Source organism: Guyparkeria sp. SCN-R1 (assembly GCF_003932495.1).
Taxonomy (GTDB): domain Bacteria; phylum Pseudomonadota; class Gammaproteobacteria; order Halothiobacillales; family Halothiobacillaceae; genus Guyparkeria.
Genome location: NZ_QZMT01000010.1, coordinates 95244 through 113078, shown reverse-complemented (window position 1 = coordinate 113078; position 17835 = coordinate 95244). Strand labels below are relative to the sequence as shown.

General features: G+C 68.6%; 16 protein-coding genes. 3 read left to right on the top strand and 13 right to left on the bottom strand.

All coding sequences use genetic code 11. The features are described from left to right. Positions 1-3474, bottom strand: coding sequence for an AAA family ATPase (locus D5687_RS07225; RefSeq protein WP_125199098.1), 3474 nt, complete (start codon positions 3472-3474; stop codon positions 1-3). 188 nt (positions 3475-3662) lie between these two features. On the opposite strand from D5687_RS07225, the gene queF reads away from it, so the two are divergent. Genes queF through cysZ form a run of 3 tightly spaced genes read left to right on the top strand, consistent with a single transcriptional unit; the run spans position 3663 to position 6084 of the window. Continuing rightward, a complete protein-coding gene (queF, locus tag D5687_RS07220) occupies positions 3663-4052 on the top strand; it encodes a preQ(1) synthase (RefSeq protein WP_125199097.1) in 390 nt (129 codons plus the stop codon). A gap of 17 nt (positions 4053-4069) precedes the next feature. After that, on the top strand, positions 4070-5332 hold the full coding sequence (locus D5687_RS07215) for an FGGY-family carbohydrate kinase (RefSeq protein ID WP_125199096.1): 1263 nt from the start codon (positions 4070-4072) through the stop codon (positions 5330-5332). Continuing rightward, entirely contained in the window at positions 5329-6084 is a 756-nt protein-coding gene (gene cysZ, locus D5687_RS07210; RefSeq protein WP_240031452.1) for a sulfate transporter CysZ, read from the top strand. The genes D5687_RS07215 and cysZ overlap by 4 nt, the downstream gene beginning before the upstream one ends. 88 nt (positions 6085-6172) lie before the next feature. Here the strand turns inward: cysZ and der are convergent, their stop codons facing one another. From der to D5687_RS07150, 12 genes are all read right to left on the bottom strand, one after another. Continuing rightward, positions 6173-7591: a ribosome biogenesis GTPase Der gene (gene der, locus D5687_RS07205; RefSeq protein WP_125199095.1), complete on the bottom strand. Its 1419-nt coding sequence runs from the start codon at positions 7589-7591 to the stop codon at positions 6173-6175. A gap of 36 nt (positions 7592-7627) precedes the next feature. Continuing rightward, the gene (gene bamB / locus D5687_RS07200; RefSeq protein ID WP_125199094.1) at positions 7628-8782 is read right to left on the bottom strand and encodes an outer membrane protein assembly factor BamB; all 1155 of its coding nucleotides are present in this window, start codon (positions 8780-8782) and stop codon (positions 7628-7630) included. Then, a complete protein-coding gene (locus D5687_RS07195) occupies positions 8779-9402 on the bottom strand; it encodes a tetratricopeptide repeat protein (RefSeq protein ID WP_125199093.1) in 624 nt (207 codons plus the stop codon). Before D5687_RS07195 ends, bamB begins: the two co-directional genes overlap by 4 nt. A gap of 18 nt (positions 9403-9420) precedes the next feature. Continuing rightward, positions 9421-10671 carry a histidine--tRNA ligase gene (gene hisS / locus D5687_RS07190; RefSeq protein ID WP_125199092.1) on the bottom strand — a complete coding sequence of 417 codons (1251 nt, stop codon included), beginning with the start codon at positions 10669-10671 and terminating at the stop codon, positions 9421-9423. A gap of 12 nt (positions 10672-10683) precedes the next feature. Next, entirely contained in the window at positions 10684-11805 is a 1122-nt protein-coding gene (gene ispG, locus D5687_RS07185; RefSeq protein WP_125199091.1) for a flavodoxin-dependent (E)-4-hydroxy-3-methylbut-2-enyl-diphosphate synthase, read from the bottom strand. Beyond that, a complete protein-coding gene (locus D5687_RS07180) occupies positions 11802-12881 on the bottom strand; it encodes a helix-turn-helix domain-containing protein (protein WP_125199090.1) in 1080 nt (359 codons plus the stop codon). Before D5687_RS07180 ends, ispG begins: the two co-directional genes overlap by 4 nt. Then, complete coding sequence (gene pilW / locus D5687_RS07175; RefSeq protein WP_125199089.1) at positions 12878-13657, bottom strand: type IV pilus biogenesis/stability protein PilW; 780 nt, start codon at positions 13655-13657, stop codon at positions 12878-12880. Before pilW ends, D5687_RS07180 begins: the two co-directional genes overlap by 4 nt. Then, the gene (gene rlmN / locus D5687_RS07170; protein WP_125199088.1) at positions 13654-14784 is read right to left on the bottom strand and encodes a 23S rRNA (adenine(2503)-C(2))-methyltransferase RlmN; all 1131 of its coding nucleotides are present in this window, start codon (positions 14782-14784) and stop codon (positions 13654-13656) included. Before rlmN ends, pilW begins: the two co-directional genes overlap by 4 nt. Before the next feature lie 41 nt (positions 14785-14825). Then, the gene (gene ndk / locus D5687_RS07165) at positions 14826-15251 is read right to left on the bottom strand and encodes a nucleoside-diphosphate kinase (protein WP_125199087.1); all 426 of its coding nucleotides are present in this window, start codon (positions 15249-15251) and stop codon (positions 14826-14828) included. Positions 15252-15440: 189 nt separating this feature from the next. Next, positions 15441-15941: a Fe-S cluster assembly transcription factor gene (locus D5687_RS07160; protein WP_125199086.1), complete on the bottom strand. Its 501-nt coding sequence runs from the start codon at positions 15939-15941 to the stop codon at positions 15441-15443. A 126-nt stretch (positions 15942-16067) separates the two neighbouring features. Continuing rightward, positions 16068-16880 carry a serine O-acetyltransferase gene (gene cysE / locus D5687_RS07155; RefSeq protein WP_125199085.1) on the bottom strand — a complete coding sequence of 271 codons (813 nt, stop codon included), beginning with the start codon at positions 16878-16880 and terminating at the stop codon, positions 16068-16070. A gap of 23 nt (positions 16881-16903) precedes the next feature. After that, a complete protein-coding gene (locus D5687_RS07150; RefSeq protein WP_204742160.1) occupies positions 16904-17743 on the bottom strand; it encodes an RNA methyltransferase in 840 nt (279 codons plus the stop codon). Between the last annotated feature and the right edge of the window lie 92 nt (positions 17744-17835).

The following is a 17835-nucleotide window of genomic DNA, read 5'->3' as shown; positions in this document are numbered from 1 at the left end:
TCAGGTCTCGACCAGGCCCACCGCGGCGTCGATATCGACGGACACGATCCGCGAGACACCGGCCTCCCGCATGGTGACGCCGACCAGCGCGGAGGCGCTCGCCATGGTGGTCTTGTTATGGGTGATGTACATGAACTGCACCCGGTCGGACATGGCCGAAACCATAGCACAGAACCGCCCCACGTTAGCCTCGTCCAGCGGGGCGTCGACCTCGTCGAGAATGCAAAACGGCGCGGGGTTGAGCTCGAAGATCGCGAAGATCAGTGCGGTGGCCGTGAGTGCCCGCTCGCCGCCCGACAGCAACGAGAGATGGCTGATGCGCTTGCCGGGCGGACGGGCCATCAGGGCCACCCCGGCATCGAGGGGATCGTCGCCGGTCAGTTCCAGGCGGGCCTCGCCGCCACCGAACAGCGATTCGAAGCGTGGCCCCAGGCGCTGGTTGACCGCATGGAAGGTCTCGCGAAAGCGCTCACGGGTCTGGCGATCCATGGTCTCGATCGCCTCGGCCAGTTGCGCCAACGCCGACTCGATGTCCTCGATCTGGCCGGCCAATTCCTCGCGACGCTGCTCAACCTCGCGGTGATCCTCGATCGCGGAGAGATTGACCGCGCCCAGCCGACGAATCTGGGCCTCAAGATCGGCAAGCTCCGCGGCCAGTCGCTCGGCCACCCCCGGCTCGGCGGCGAGTCGCTCGATCGCCTCGGCCTCGGGCTCTTCCTCGTCGTCGGCGAGCTGGTCGCGGGCCTCGGCCAGGCGAGTGCGGGCATGCTGTTCGCGGGTCTCGCCCTGGGCGCGATCGATGCGGGCCTGCTCGCTCTTCGCCCGCGCCGTATCGCGCTCGCCACGCACCTCGGCGACCGCCTGACGCGCCGAGGCCTGGGCCTCGGTGGCCACCCGCTGATCCTCGCGCGCCCGTACCTCGGCCGCCTCCGCCTCGGCGAGGCGCTCCTCCTGACGGCGCCGTTCGGTCAACAGCCCCTCGCGCTCGGCCTGGGCCCGCTCGCGCTCGCGGGCCTGCTCATCCAGACGACGGGCGATCGCCTCGCGCTCGTGATCCAGCCGGCGGATCTCATCGCCGAGGCGCGCGACGCTCTCGTCGCGCTGCTCTATCTCGCGGCGGGCACGATGAAAGCGGTCGGCCGCGACCCGCGCGGTCTCGCGGGCCCCTTCCAGAGCCTCGCGAGCCGACTCCTGTCGCTCGACGGCCTGGTTGCGGCGCTGATCGGCCTGGGCCACGGCATCCGCCGCCGCATCGCGCTCGGCCTCGAGGCGTGCCTGCTCCCGGCGGGCGACCTCCAGCTCCTCGGACTCGGCGCCCGCGCGAGCCTCGAGCGTCTCGACGGTCTGCGCCAGACGCTCGAGGCGCTCGCCGAGGTGCCGGCCCGCCAATCGTGCCGACTCGAGCGCGCGTGCCTGCTTGTCGCGTTCCTGGCGTATGGCCTCGACGGCCTTGCGGTCGGCCTCGAACCGCCGCCGACTCTCGCCCAGCGCCGTCTCGGCCCGTTCCACCGCGGCCTCGGCCTGGGTGACCTCCTGTTCGAGCTCGCGGCGCCGGGCCAGGTGGGCAAGGTGGGTCGCGGCGCCCGCGTTGCCGCTGCGCCCCACCCAGTGCCGCCCGACCCACCATCCGGCCGGGGTGATCAGGAACTCGCCTGTCGCCAGGGACGGACGACGAGCCAGGGCGGCATCCAGATCCTCGACTGGCCGCCCCGGAAAGTCGCGCACCCGCTCGGCGAGCCAGTCGGCATCTCGATCCGCCTGCGCCTCGAGCCACCAGCCCCCGGCGCCTTCCGTCTGGTTGAACCGATCGATCTCGGCGGCCACCATCGCGTCGAGGTCGTCGACCAGCTCGGCCTCCAGTGCCTCGCCCAGTGCGTGGCCCACCCAGGGCTCTCGGATATCGGCCTCGACCAGCCGCTCCACCAGTCGAGGCCCCGAGCGGTCATCGGAAGCCTGCGGCGCATGCGCGGCGATCAGCCGATCGAGGGCCTGCTGCTCGGCGGTGAGCCCGTCATGTACGTGGCGCGCCTGCCGCCGGGCCTCCTCGTGATCGTGCAGGACGGCCTCGCTGGCCTCGGCAGTCGCCACCGCTTCGTCATGATCGCGCTCCACCACCTCGAGGGCCGCCTCGGCCGTGGTGATCTGGCCGCCATGCTGCTTATGCTCGCGCTCCAACTCGGCCCGTTCCTCGCGGGCGCGGGCCAGCTCGGCGGCGGCCGGGGCGGATTCGAGTCGTCGGCATTCGCGCGCCACGGCATCGAGACGCTCGCCGAGCCGCGCCTGTTCACGCTGCGGACCGATACGCGCCTCGGCGGCGGTCATCGCCTCGCGGCGCAGTGAGTCGAGTTCGGCCTCGGCCGCCGAACGATGATCGCGGGCGCGCTCATGGGCAGCGGCGAGCTCATCCAGAGAGGAACGGGTGTCATGCTGCTCGACAGTCAGCCGCTCGCGGCGGGTGTCGGCCTCGCGGCGTTCGCCCTCGCGGCGCTCGGCGGTCTCCCGGTCGTGGTGCGCCTGCCGATCGAGCCCCTCGAGCCGCGCATCGAGCTCGGCCTGGCGCGTGGTGACGGCATTGAGGTCATTGGCCAGCCGATACTTCTCGGCAGACAGCTCGGCCAGCCGCTCGCCAGCGCTCTGGACGGCGCGCTCGGCCTCGTCCTGGGCGGCCTCGGCCGCGGCAAGGCGCGACTCGCAGGCCGCCTCGGTCTTGCCAGTGTCGGCGACAATCCGATCGAGTTGCTGACGTTCCTCGCGGGCCTCGATCAGGGCAACGGCCGCGGCCTCGACCTGGCGGCGACGGCGCACCGCCGAGAGCTCGCGGTATCGCCGCGCGGCACGCGCCTGGCGGGCCAGCGTGGCCTCCTGGCGCTCGAGCTCGGCGGCAATGTCGTTCAGCCGCGACAGGTTTTCCTCGGTGTGGCCGATGCGATTGGCGGTCTCGCGGCGGCGCTCGCGGTACACCGAGATGCCGGCGGCCTCCTCGAGGTAGCCGCGCAGCTCGTCGGGTTTGGCATCGACGATGCGGTTAACCTGCCCCTGCTCGATCACCGAGTACGAGCGTGCGCCCACCCCGGTGCCGAGGAACAGGTCGACCACATCGCGGCGACGCACGCGGGTGTTGTTGATCTCGTAGCGGGACTGCCCGTCGCGGTCGAGGCTGCGCCGGACGGTCAGTTCGTTGTAGGCGGCGAAGGGGCCGTGGATGCGGCGCTCGCGATTGTCGAGCGTCAGCTCGACCACGGCGCGACTGGCCGCGGCGCGCTCACCGCTGCCGGCGAAGATCAGGTCATCGAGGGCCTGGCCGCGCAGGTGGCGGGCCGAGGATTCGCCCATCACCCAGCGCAGTGCGTCGATCAGGTTGGATTTGCCGCAGCCGTTGGGCCCGACGATCGCCAGCGTGTTCGCCGGCAGGCGGATCTCGGTGGGCGAGGCGAAGGACTTGAAGCCGGCAAGATACAGGCGCGTCAGGCGCATGGGATCAATACACCCCCGGTGCAAACGAGGCGGCAGGCCGAAGCGGAGCCACGCGCTTGCCGGGCAAGCTCCCACGGGACAGCGTGAAACCGTAATCAGCCGTTACGGTCGGCAAGGCCCGGGTCGGGGACTTATACTTCCGCCCCCGATTCAACAGAACCTCGTCACACACCGCAGGACAGTCATCCATGTCGACGCAACCCAGCAAGACACTTGAAACCTTCCCCAACCCGCATCCGGAACGGGACTATACCATTCACATGGAGGTGCCCGAGTTCACCTGCCTGTGCCCCAAGACCGGCCAGCCGGACTTCGCCACCATCCTGATCGACTTCGTGCCGGACCAGCAGTGTGTCGAGCTCAAGTCACTGAAGATGTACATGTGGTCGTTCCGCGAGGAAGGCGGCTTTCACGAGGCGATGACCAACCGCATCGCCGATGACATTGTCGCCGCGATCAACCCGCGCTTTCTGCGCCTGACCGGCCGCTGGAACGTGCGCGGCGGCATCTGGACCAACGTGGTGGTCGAACACCGCCAGGACGGTTGGACGCCGGCGCCGAAAGTCGAGCTGCCCTGATTCGTTCAGAGGTTCCCATGACGCTAGCCCGACACCTCGGTATCGACGTCGGCACCTCGGGGCTGCGCGTCGCCGCCCTGGATGCTGCGGGCGACTGTCTCTGGTTGGAAAAGGCGAACTGGCCGGTGCCACCGACACCAGACGGTCACGAGCAGACCCCGGCCGACTGGTGGGTGGCGTTCGACGACCTGATGCGACGGCTGGGCCAGCAGGCACACCTGGCCGAGGTCACCTCGATCGCCTTTGCCGGCACCTCCGGCACGGTGCTGACCGTGACCGACGACGGTGCCGCCGAGGGCCCCGCCCTGATGTATGACGACCCGCGCGGGCACGGGCAGATCGAGGCGCTGCAGCAACTCGACCTCGACCCCGACACCCAGTTGTCCGCGCTGGCCCGCTGGCGATTCCTGGCCGAGGAGCGCGGCCAGAGCGGCCGACCGGTCAGTCAGGCCGACTGGTTCGTCACTCGCCTGACCGGCCAGCATGTCAGCGACAGCAACAACGCGCTCAAGTGGGGATTCGACGCGGTGGCCGAGCAATGGCCGGCCGCGCTTATCGAACGCTTCGGCGACCGGCTGCCCGAGGTGCATCGCCCGGGCACCGCGATCGCACCCGTCACGCCCGACCTTGCCCAACGCTGGGGCCTGCGGGAGGGCGTGATCGTGGCCGCCGGCACCACCGACTCGATGGCCGCCCTCTGGGCCAGCGGGGCGGCCGAGGAAGGTGACGGCGTGACCAGCCTGGGCTCGACGCTGGCGTTGAAACTGATCAGCACCCGCCCGGTGAGTGATGCGGCCAGCGGGGTATATAGCCATCGATTCGGTGACCGGTTCGCGGTCTCCGGGGCGTCCAATACCGGCGGTCGCGTACTGGCCACTTTCTTCGACAGCGAGGCATTGGCCCAGCTGAGCGAATCGATCGACCCGGCGGCCCCGGACACCCTGGGTTACTGGCCACTGGTCGGGCGAGGCGAGCGGTTCCCGGTGGTCGCCCCCGACATGCGCCCGCGCCTGACGCCGCGCCCGGCCGACCCGGCCCTCTTCCTCGGCGGGATGCTGCGCGGCATCGCGAGGATCGAGGCGCTGGGTTATCGGCGCTTCGCCGCGCTGGGTGGCACGACCGTGCGTCGAGTGCTCTCCTCCGGCGGCGGGGCAAACAACCAGGTGTTCGCCCGCATCCGCGAACGCGCACTGGGCGTGCCCGTGCAGACGGCCGAGCACACCGAGGCGGCCGTGGGCGCGGCACGCCTCGCGGCATTGGCGAACGGAGAGGGAACATGACCCAACCACTCACACAGGTGGCACGCGAAATGGGGGGGCTGGGCTACTGGCTGGCCGGCCTGCGCCTGATGTGGCAACCCGGCCTGCGCCGCTTCACCCTGATCCCGCTTTTCATCAACACCCTGCTGTTCGGCCTGGCCGGCTGGCTGCTGCTGAACCTCGCAGGCGACTGGGTCGAGGGCCTGCTGCCCGGTTGGCTCGATTTCCTCTACTGGCTGCTGATGCCGATCGTGGTGCTCGGCCTGCTGCTGGCGACCTTCTTTACCTTCACGCTGGTCGCCAACCTGATCGCCGCGCCGTTCAATGCCGTGCTCGCCGCAAGGGTCGAGGCGCACCTGACCGGCGAGCCACCGCCCGAAGACGGCCAGGGCGTGATTGCCGGGGCGGTTAGCGCAGTGGCCGGCGAGGTCGGCCGATTGCTCTATCTTGCGGCCTGGGCGATCCCGCTGCTGATCCTGTGGTTCATCCCGGGCCTGAACCTGCTGGCCCCGTTCGCCTGGTTCGTCTTCTCGGCCTGGATGATGAGCCTGGAATATGTGGATAACGCGGCCGGCAACCATGGCCTGTCATTTGCCGAGCAACGTCGTCGGCTGCGCCAACGCCCCGCACTGACGCTCGGCTTCGGCAGCCTGATGACGCTGATGACCATGGTGCCAGTGGCGAATTTCTTCGCCATGCCAGTGGGCGTCTGCGGGGCGACCCGGATGTGGGTCGAGGGATTCGAGGGGAAGGCGCTCAGACGAGAGAGCTGAGAACGGAAAGAGGGAAGCGGCGCAACCTTGGAGGTCGGCGGCGCGTGTCCCCCGCCCTGCCTGCGAGCCTGCCCGGCCAGGCCGGACTTCAGCCCTTGCGCGGTTCGCGCCCCGCCGAGCGTCGACGGGACTCGGCCTTCTTCTGCTTGACCTTCTGCAGCGGGGTGCGGCGGTCGACCTTGCCCTCGTAGGGGTTCGAGTCGGTGCGGAATTCTATCCGGATCGGGGTGCCCATCAGGTCGTGTTCGCGGCGGAAGTAGGACTCGAGGTAGCGGTGGTAATGCCCCGGCAGGCGCTTGGTCTGCTTGCCGTGAATGACGATGATCGGCGGGTTGCTGCCGCCCTGGTGGGCATAGCGCAGGCGGATGCGCCGGCCATGCACCAGCGGCGGTTGGTGCTGCTCCACGGCAGCGCTCAGGGTGCGGGTCAGCGCGTTGGTCGAGATCGAGCGCATCGCGGCCTCATAGGCCTGGTCGACGCTCTCGAACAGGTGGCCCACGCCGGTGCCGTGCAGCGCGGAAATGCGGTGGATCTCGGCGTAGTTGATGAAACCGAGCTTGCGCTCGATCTCCGACGCCACGCGCTCACGCACGTCCGGCTCCAGCCCGTCCCACTTGTTGACCGCGATCACCAGCGCCCGGCCACGCTCGTTGATAAAGCCCAGCAGGTGCTGGTCCTGCTCGGTGATGCCGGTGTGCGCATCGAGCACCAGGATCACGACGTTGGCCGCGTCGATTGCCTGCAAGGTCTTGACGATGCTGAACTTCTCGATCGCCTCGCCGACGCGCGACTTGCGCCGCACCCCGGCGGTGTCGATCAGCGTGTAGGGCTTGTCGTCACGCTCGAAGGGGATCTTGATCGAGTCGCGGGTGGTGCCCGGCTCATCGAAGGCGAGCACGCGCGATTCGCCCAGCAACCGGTTGGTCAGGGTGGACTTGCCCACGTTGGGACGGCCGACCAGGGCGACGGTAATGCCACGTCCCTCGGGCTCTTCGGCCGGCTCTTCGGCGAGTTCCGGCGGCAGCATGGTCTCGAGCCGCTCCCACAGCCCGCCGATACCGCGCCCGTGCGAGGCGGCGATGTACTCCGGCTCACCCATGCCCAGCGCCCAGAACTCGGCCTGCACCTCGTGCTCGTCGACACCGTCGGTCTTGTTGACCACCAGCAGCACCGGCTTGCCGGCACGGCGCAACTCGGCGGCGATCTGCTCGTCGGCAGCGGTCAGGCCGGCACGCCCATCGACGAGGAACGCGATCAGGTCGGCCTCCTCGACGGCCAGCCAGGCCTGGTCCTCCATCAGGGCCTCGATGCCACCCCGCTCGCCGGTCAGCCCGCCGGTATCGATCACCAGCCAGTCACGCTCCTCGTGGCGAGCCGCACCGTACTGGCGATCGCGGGTGAGGCCGGCGAAATCGGCCACCAGCGCATCGCGGCTGCGAGTGAGCTGGTTGAAAAGGGTCGACTTGCCCACGTTGGGACGGCCGACCAGGGCGATAACGGGTTTCATCGCGTCAAAGGACTCGTGGATTGGCAGATGCCGGAATTAGTCAAGTGAGAACATCCGCAGCTTGCCGTCGCGGGTGACCGCCAGGCCCTGGCCGTCGACCTGCTGGATCGGGTCGATCAACGGATCGCCCCAATCGGCCCGGCCGACCAGCGCGCCGCTGGTAGTCGAGAGCACGTGCACGTAGCCCTCACGATCACCGACGATCAGGTAACCGTTGATCAGGGCCGGACCGGTCAGGCCGCGGTGCTTGAGATCCGATTGCCGCCAGAGGGCATCGCCGCTGCGGCGATCGATGGCCCAGATCACGCCGTCGGCGTCGCTCAGGTAGAGCGCGCGACCGCCGGCAGCGATGTTGTTGGTGTTGGAGAAGTCGCGTGACCATAGCTCGCGGCCACCCTGGGCGGCCATGGCGGCCAGCTTGCCCTGGTACGTCGCGGCGTAGAAGACGCCATCGGCGAACACCGGCGTGGCATCGACGTCCACCATGCGATCGACGTCGGTCCGGCCAGTCGGCAGCGCCACGGCCTGGCTCCACAGCTCGCGGCCATCCTCGCGGGCGAAAACGGCGATCGTGCCGTCATCGAAACCGGCGGCCAGGGCGTCGGGAAACATCAGCACGCGGCCTTGCCCCTGCAGGGTCAGGGCAGGCGGATTCTTCGACTGGCGCCAGCGCACGTCACCGCTCTCGGCGTCCAGCACGGCCAGCGAGCCGTCACGGCCACGCACGGCCACGTCACCGAAGCCGACCGACGGCGCGGTATCCACGGAACTGCGGATCGAGGCATCCCAGCGGCGCTCGCCACTGTCGGCGGCCAGGGCGAAGACACGACCGTCCTCGCTACCGAAGACGACGATTCCTTCGCCAGCCCCACCACCGACACTCAGGTCGGCATCAAGATCAACCGACCACAGCCGCTTGCCCGACTCGATATCGTAAGCAAGCACGTCGCCCTTCGGACCGGCCACGAAGACACGGCCTTCGTCCTCGACCGGCGCGATGGCGGTCAGATGATTCTCCTGATCGCCGCCGGAGGAGACACTCCAGGCGACCTGGGGCGGGTTCTCGTTCTCGATTTCTTGCAGCGGCGTGGGCTTGACCAGCTCGCGCGGTGCCGAGCAACCGGCCAGAGCGATCGCAAGACCGGCGACCAGCGGCAGGGTCCAACGGTTGTTGTATTGCGTGGTGATCATGACGCCTCCTCTGCATTCGCCGGCAGGCTGTCGAGCTTCATCTGCAGCAGGCCATTGGCGGCATCCGACTCGACGGCGGTTTCGTAGGCCTCGCGGGCGGCGACCAGGTCGCCGCGCTCGGCGAGGATGTCGCCGCGCAGTTCGGCGAACAGCCCGTCGAACCCGGCCGGCGGATTGGCCAGTCGCTCGAGCGCAGCGTCATGCTCGCCCTGGGCCCAGAGCACGCGGGCGAGCCGCAGGTCGACCGTCGCGACCAGCTGGGCCCGATCGGCGCTCTCGCGTGCCCGCTCGAGATAGGACGTGGCCGTTTCGAGGTCGTTGTTCTCGACGGCGGCACCGGCGCCGATCAGCCAGGCCAACGAGGTGTAGCTGGTGCCGTCGTGACTGGTGGCAACCTCACGCGCCCGCTCGACCACGTCACCGTCACCGCTTGCCGCCATCTGCTCGAGATTGGCAAAGGCCGCGGAGGCCGAGGCGACGCGGTTGTCCTGCCAGCCCTGCCAGCCCTGCCAGCCAATCAGGCCGGCAATACCGAGCACGACCCCGGCGATCACCGTCTTGCCGTGCTCCGACCACCAATCGCGGATGCGTTCAATCTGTTCTTCGTCTGAGGCGACCATAGGGGTTCCCGAAATACGTTAGTTAGTGGCCAGGAGGCCGTCGAGGGCGTCCGCGGCGACGGTCTGCTGCTCGCCGTCGCCGCGCAGCGGCTTGACCGAGATCTGCTCGCCGGCCTCGTCCTCGACGATCAGCGCGGTCGCGGCGCCACTGCGATCCGCGCGCTTGAACTGTGCCTTGAGGCTGCCGCCGTCGAGATTACACTGCACCCGTCGACCGACCAAGGTGCGGCGCAGGCGGTCGGCAAGCCGTAGCCCCGCCCCCTGGCGGGCCACTTCCGGCACGATCACGTAGATGTCGGCCCGACCGGCATCTGCCGGCGTCTCGGCCAGCGACAGCAGTCGCTCGATGCCGATGGCAAACCCGGCCGCCGGGGCGGCACGGCCGCCGAGCTGTTCCACCAGCCCGTCGTAGCGACCGCCGGCGCAGATGGTGCCCTGGGCGCCGAGCGACTCGGTGACCCACTCGAACACCAGCTTGTTGTAGTAGTCCAGCCCGCGCACCAGTCGCGGGTTGACCCGATACTCGATGCCCAGCGCGTCGAGCAGCTCGCAGGTCCGCTGGAAATCGGCGGCCGAATCCTCGTCGAGGTAGTCGGCCAGCTTCGGGGCCGCCTCGAGAATCTCCTGGATCGCCGGGTTCTTGCTGTCGAGCACCCGCAGCGGGTTCTCGTGCAGGCGTCGGCGCGCCTCCTCGTCGAGCTGATCGGCGTGACCCTCAAGGTACTCGACCAGCACCTCGCGGTGGCGGGCACGCGCCTCGGGCTGACCCAGGGTGTTGATCTCCAGGCGCACATCCTGAATGCCGAGGCGGTCCCACAGCGAGGCGGCCATCTGGATCAACTCGACCTCGAGTTCCGGGCCGGCGACGCCAAAGGTCTCGACGCCGAACTGGTGGAACTGGCGATAGCGGCCCTTCTGCGGGCGCTCGTGGCGAAACATCGGCCCGGTGTACCACAGGCGGCGCTGCTGGTTGTGGATGATGCCGTGCTGCAGGCAGGCGCGCACGCAGCCGGCCGTGCCCTCGGGCCGCAGGGTGAGCGAGTCGCCGTTGCGGTCGTCGAAGGTGTACATCTCCTTCTCGACGATGTCGGTCACCTCGCCGATCGACCGGGCGAACAACGCGGTCTGCTCGACGATCGGCATGCGGATTTCCTCGTAACCGAAGGCCGCAGCGGTCTCGCGCAGCGTCGTCTCCAGTCGTTGCCAGGCGGGGGTGTCGTCGGGCAGCACGTCGTGCATGCCCCGGATGCTCTTGGGCGTCTTGCTCATCGTGGGATCAGGTTATCGGTCGTCGCTGGAATCGTGGGCGGCCTCATGGGCGGCCTTGTCCCGGGCAACGCGCTCGCGAATGGTGTGTTCGATCTGGTCGACCAGCTCTTCCTCGGACAGCTTGCGCGAGGGCTTGCCGTCGACGTACAGGAGATTGGGCTGGCCGCCGGTGAGGCCGATGGCCGCCTCGCGGGCCTCGCCGGGCCCGTTGACCACGCAGCCGATCACGGCGACGTCCATCGGCAGGTCGATGTCCTCGATGCGCTCTTCCAGGGCGTTGACGGTCTTGATCACGTCGAACTCCTGGCGGGCGCAGGACGGGCAGGCGATCAGGTTGACGCCGCGGCTGCGCAGTTTCAGCGACTTGAGGATATCCCAGCCGACCTTGACCTCCTCGACCGGGTCGGCGGCCAGCGACACGCGCAAGGTGTCGCCGATGCCCTCGGCCAGCAGCATGCCGAGACCCACGGCCGACTTGACCGCCCCAGCGCGCGGGCCGCCCGCCTCGGTGATACCAAGATGCAGCGGCTGCTCGATCTGGTCTGCCAACTTGCGGTAGGCGCCCAGCGTCATCCAGACGTCGGAGGCCTTCAGCGAGACCTTGAATTCGGGGTAGTCGAGCCGGTCAAGGATGTCGATATGCCGCAGGGCGGACTCGACCAGCGCGTCCGGCGTGGGCTCGCCGTACTTCTGCTGCAGGTCCTTCTCGAGCGAACCGGCATTGACGCCGATGCGCAGCGGGATACCGTGATCACGCGCCGAATCGATCACCTGGCGCACACGATCCTCGCGGCCGATATTGCCCGGGTTGATGCGCAGGCAGTCGGCGCCGAGATCGGCGACGCGCAGGGCGATGCGATAGTCGAAGTGGATGTCGGTGATCAGCGGAATGGAGACCCGCTGCTTGATCTTGCCGAAGGCCTCGGCAGCATCCATGTTGGGCACGGAAACGCGCACGAGGTCTGCACCCGCGGCGGCGAGGCGTTCGATCTGCGCGACCGTCGCATCGACATCGCAGGTGTCGGTGTTGGTCATCGACTGGACGGAGATAGGCGCATCACCCCCCACGCCCACGGACCCGACCTGGATCCGACGGGACAGGCGACGCGTCACCGGAACCGGTTGAAAACTCATGAATTCCCCACGGTGGTTCGCAGCACGCCGGTGTCCCCGCTCGACTCACCCAGTTCCACCGGCTCGCCCTGGTATTCGACCTCGAGCCCCTCGGGCTGCCCCAATACCAGCGAGAACGGCCCGGTGGCATCGGCAAACTCGCGTTCCTCGCCGGCGGCCAGCACGTCGTACATCAACCGCTCGCCATTGCCGTCGCGCACCTCGACCCAGCTGTCGGCACCCGTGGCACGCAGCAGCAGGGCCGGCGGCTTGTCGGCGGCCGACGACGTTGATTCATCGGCGTTGGGTTCGTTCTCGCCCTCACCGACGGATGGGCTGGACTCGCTCTCGACGGGCTCCCGCTCTTCGGTCGCGGCACCGATCGCAGCCAGGCGCTCTGCGGGCAGTGCCAGCGAGATGCCCTCGGCCGCCCCCGCGCTCGTCTCGTCAGCCGCACCCTCGGTCGACGAAGGGGCCTCGGTCGGCGGTGCCGGGGGCTCGTCGAGCGCCCCTTCAATGGCGGGACGCTCGTCGCCCGAACGCTCCTCGTCCACGGGCACCGAGTCCGAGTTGGTCGAGGGCTCGGTCGTCTCACCCTGCAAGTCGGACCACCATGCCTGCACGCGATCGGCGTCCAGGCGCGAGAGGGCGAGCACCACAATCGCAATCACGATCAGGATACCGAGCCACCCCAGCAAGCGGCGACCAGAGCCGCCACCGCGGGGCTCCATGACATCCAGTGTGGGGTGGATGCCACCCTGCACCGCGCCGTTGTCCGGGGCCCGCTGGGCGTTGTACTGCGCGATCAGCTCATCGCCGTCAAGGCCCAGTTGTCCGGCCCAGGCGCGCAGGTAGGCAAGGATGTATGGACGGCCTGGCACAGCATCGAGCTCGTCGCGCTCGATGCACTCGATCACCTTCAGATCCAGGTTGAGCGGCTGGGCCAGGTCGGCGGCGCTCAGACCGGCGGCTTCGCGGCCGCCCCGGATTCGTTCGCCGACGCTAGGGCCGGCTGCCTCCTGTCCAAAGGTGATCGCCTCGTCCGGCTCGCGGGCCGTTGCTCCGACCGCGGGCTCACGCCGCTCCTGCTCGCTCATCGACTGCCTCCCTGTTCCAGTGCCTGGGCCTCCGACGAATCCGGGAATCGGCCGCGCAGGATCAGGCGGTGGTTCTTCAATGCCTGTTCGTCACCCACTGCGCGGTCGATCGCGATCGCGACGCCAAGCGACCGTGCGGTGTGCCGATGACGCGATTCGTACCGCCGCATCGCCTCGGCTGCCTCGTCCGCCTCGCCGGTTTCCAGCAACGCCTGAGCGACACCCAGCAGGGCGCCCGGCTGGCGCGCGCCCTCGTCCAGCGCACGGCGGAACTGGGCCAGGGCCTGGGCCTGATCACCGGCCTGCTGGTAGCAGCGACCGGAATTGACCAGGGCGTACTCGGGGGTCTCGTACAAGGGGTCACTGTAGGCCCGGCGGAACATCGCCTGGGCGCGCTCGTAATCGCCCTGCGAGCAGAGAAAACCGCCGTAGTTGTTGGCCATGTCCGAATTCTCGCCATCGAGACGCACGGCACGGGCAAAGGCATCGCCAGCCTTCTCGTCCTCACCCAGGCGCTGGAGCAGCAGGGCATGGACGTGGTGGGCCGGGGCATAGCCGCTGTCGAACCGGATCGCGCGCCGGATCTTCTCCATGGCGACCTTGAGCTCGCCCTCGCGCATGTAGCCGGCGGCCAGCTCGGTGTTGATCTCGGCGGCCTGGCGGTTTTCGCCGACGTGGCGCTCGATCGAGCCACGGTCGCCCTCCAGGCCGGTCGTCGCACAGCCGGTCAAGCCGAGCAGGACCAGCGCACACAGGGTCAGCAGCCGGTGCGTCATCGAGTCACCTCCACGACGCCCTGGCCGAGGCCCATCTGCGCCAGGCGATCCTGCCGCCGCGAGCGATCAGCCACCTTGCCCGCGAGCTGGCCGCAGGCGGCATCGATGTCGTCCCCGCGCGTCTTGCGCGGCACGGTGTTGATGCCCACGGCCTTGAGCCGCGCCCGGAACCGCTCGATCCGGTTGCGCGAGGAGCGCTCGTAGCCGGAGCCCTCGAAGGGGTTGAACGGGATCAGGTTGATCTTGACCGCTTCCTTGCGCGGGCCGAGCAGCTCGATCAGCTCGTCGGCATGCTCGGGGGTGTCGTTGACGCCCTGGATCATCACGTACTCGTAGATGATCGCGCCGTGGGGCACGACTTCGGCGTAGCGATCGCAGGCTGCCATCAGCTGGTCGAGCGGGTACTTCTCGTTGATCGGCACCAGCTCGTTGCGCAACGCGTCGTTGGGCGCGTGCAGGGAGATGGCGAGCGAGATCGGCAGGCGCTCGCCCAGCCGGTCGATCGCCGGGACGATTCCGGAGGTAGAGATGGTCACGCGGCGCTTGGACAGGCCGTAGGCGTGGTCGTCGAGCATCAGCTCGGCGGCATCGACCACCGCCTGCTCGTTCAAGAGCGGCTCACCCATGCCCATGAAGACCACGTTGCTGATCGCCTTGCCGGTCGGCAGGCGACGTTCGATCAACCGTTCGGCCAGCCAGAGCTGACCGACGATCTCCGCGGTCGACAGGTTGCGATTGAAGCCCTGTCGGCCGGTCGAACAGAAGGTACAGGTGAGCGAACAGCCCACCTGCGAGGAAATACAGAGGGTCGCGCGGTCGTCCTCGGGGATGTAGACCATCTCCACCGAGTTGCCGCCGCCCGTATCGACGAGAAACTTGCGCGTCCCGTCCTTCGATTCCTGGTCGAGCAGGATCTCGGGGGCCTGGATGCAGGCGATCTCCTTAAGCTTTTCGCGCAGGCTCTTGGCGAGATCGGTCATCGCGTCGAAGTCCTCGACCCGACGCTGGTGCACCCACTTGAGCACCTGGTTGGCACGGAAGGGCTTCTCACCCATCTCCGCGAACCAGGCACGCAGGCGGCTGGGCGCCAGGCCCAGCAGGTTGATGCGTTCGTCGGTCGAAGTCATTCAGGCCACCCGTATGTCGACCCGAAAAGGTGCCAGCGGTCTTAGCGGCTGGTCAACTCGTCGGGCTTGAAGAAGAAATCGATCTCGGTGCGCGCGTTCTCGGCGCTGTCCGAACCGTGGACCGCGTTGGCGTCGATCGACTCGGCGAAGTCGGCGCGGATGGTGCCCGGCTCGGCTTCCTTCGGGTTGGTCGCGCCCATCAGATCACGGTTCTTGACAATGGCGTCCTCGCCCTCGAGCACCTGGACGAAGACCGGGCCGGAGATCATGAAGCCGACCAGTTCACCGAAGAACGGGCGCTCCTTGTGGACCGCGTAGAAGCCTTCGGCCTGCTCGCGGGTCAGTTGCAGCATGCGCGCGCCAACCACCGACAGACCGGCGTCCTCGAAGCGCGAGATGATCTGGCCGATCACGTTCTTGGCAACGGCGTCGGGCTTGATGATCGAAAGGGTGCGTTCTACGGCCATGAAGTTATCTCCTGATCGGGCGGGATCAATCCGCCCCGGTGAAACGTGAAAAAGAAAAGGGAAACAGGTAGCTGCCGCTCACCGGGGGCGAGCGGCCGCAAAGCGCGATAGTTTAACGAGTCACCGAGCAACAATCCATGCGAAGCGTGTGGAGATCGTTCGCCCTCGTCATCCCGCGAGGGGAGTCGATCAGGGACCGACGCCCCGCATGCCGGCAGCGGCGGCCTCAGAGCGCTCGTCGCGCGTCTGCTGCAGCCGATCATCCTGGCGAGCGGAGACGTCGAGCACGTCGGGCTGCTCCACCAGGTCGGCCAGCGAAATGGATTCGAGGAACCCCTGTATCTGGGCCGACAGCCCCATCCACAGGTCATGAGCAAGGCACTTGCCGCCATCCTGGCAGTTGCCGCGGCCACCGCAGCGGGTGACGTCGACCACCTCGTCGACCGCATGGACGATCTCGGCGATGTTGATCCGCGCCGGCTCACGCGCCAGCTGGTAACCGCCGCCGGGGCCACGCACGCTGCTGACCAGCTGCCCGCGGCGCAACTGGGCGAACAGTTGCTCGAGGTAGGAGAGCGACAATGACTGTCGTTCGGCGATGTCGGCCAGTGCCGTCGGCTGGCCGCGGTCATGGATGGCCAGGTCCAGCATGGCCGTGACGGCGTAGCGGCCCTTGGTCGTCAGCCTCATTGCAAACCTCCCGGCAGCCCCTGTCGGGGCCGCCCAAACGGGTCAATCCCGAGCGGGATTCTCGGGGATAGTCGCCCCATCATAGTCCGGCGACACCGCGCTGTATATGGGCGTGCGCCGCCCGGATCAGTCCCGCCGATCCGAGGTCTCGTCGACCGGCTCGTCGCGACCGCAATTGACCAGCCCGTCTTCCTCGTCGAGGTGGCAGCCATCCAGGCTCGGGCGACTCGGTCGGGAGACATCCACCCCCAACGAGCGCAGGGCGTCGGCCATCTCGTCGAGCTGGCCGTCGACCGTCTGGACGTGATCCAAGAGGCGATCGACCACCGTCGCCACCGGATCGGGCATGTCGCGGGCCACCCCGTAGGCATCGAAACCCAGGCGCTGGGCCACGCGACGCTTGGTCTCGTTCTGCTCGGCGCGCTGCTCGACCATGCGCGCGGGGATGCCGACCAGGGTCGCGCCGTCGGGCGCATCCCTGAGCACCACGGCGTTCGAGCCGACCCGCACCCCTTCGCCGAGGGTGATCGGCCCGAGGATCTTCGCCCCGGCCCCGACTACCACGCCGGCACCCAGGGTCGGGTGACGTTTGCCCTCCCGCCAGGTGGTCCCTCCCAGGGTGACGCCGTGATACAGGGTGCAGTCGTCGCCGATCTCGGCGGTCTCGCCGATCACCACCCCCATGCCGTGATCGATGAAAAAGCGGCGCCCGATCTCGGCACCGGGGTGGATCTCGATCCCGGTCAGCCAGCGGCTGACGTTGGAAATCAGCCGGGCGAGCAGGCGCCAGTTGCGCCGCCAGAGGGCGTGGGCGACGCGATGCCACCAGACGGCATGCAAACCCGGGTAGGTCAGCGCGATCTCCCAGCGGCTGCGCGCGGCCGGGTCGCGGTCGAACACGCTGTCGACGTCATCGAGAATCGTTTTCCACCAACCCATGCACTTGCTCCGCAATCTATCGATCAATCCGTCCCGCCACGCCGCTCCCGGGAAAGCGCGGTCAGCATGCCCTGCAGGATCTGCAGTTCGTCGCGGCGCGGCTCGGCCCGGTTGAGCATCACGCGCAGGCGCTGCATCAGGCGACGGGCGTGTCGCTCGGTCTCCGCCGCGCCATCGCCGGGGAAGTAGTCGCGCTCGGCCAGCGCCGCCTCGAGACGAGCGCAGAGTGTAGCAAGCTCGGCCTTGCGGGCCGGCGGCTCGCCGCCGGACTCCAGCGGTTCCGGCTGGCGCGAGGCGTGGAACAGCTCGTAGGCCACCAGCTGGACCGCCTGGGCAAGGTTGAGCACGGGGTAGTCGGGATTGGCGTGCAGCGCGAGCAGATGATCCGCCACGCCCAACTCCTCGTTGGTCAGCCCGGTGCGTTCGGCGCCGAACAGGATGCTGACCCGGCCGGGGGAGTCGGTCGGCAGCGAGCTGACCTGCCGCATGACCTCGGCCGCCGCCGCCCGTCCATCGAGCAAGGGCAGGGCCAAGCTGCGCGTCCGCGCCGTGGTCGCCCACACGGCCACCGAGTCGGCGACCGCCTCGTCGACCGACTCGACCACCCGCGCGACATTCAGCAGGTCGGCAGCGTGCGTTGCCACCGCGCGGGCCTTGTCGTCAATTGCCGCCCGATCAACTCGGGGCGCGACCAGCACCAGTCGCGAGAGGCCCATGGTCTTCATCGCCCGCGCGGCGGCGCCGATGTTCTCGGCCATCGATGTCTGGCAAAGCACGATCTCGATCCGTGCAAGGGCCTGAGTGGAGCCGGTGGCGGCGGATGGGCTGGTGACGGAAGAGGAGGAATGCGGCATGGCTGACATAGGGGCGTTTACGCGTATAATTCCGGATCCGAGGAACGGGGCACATCAGCGCCCCGACCGGGCATCACGGTCCGATCGACCGGCCCGGACGC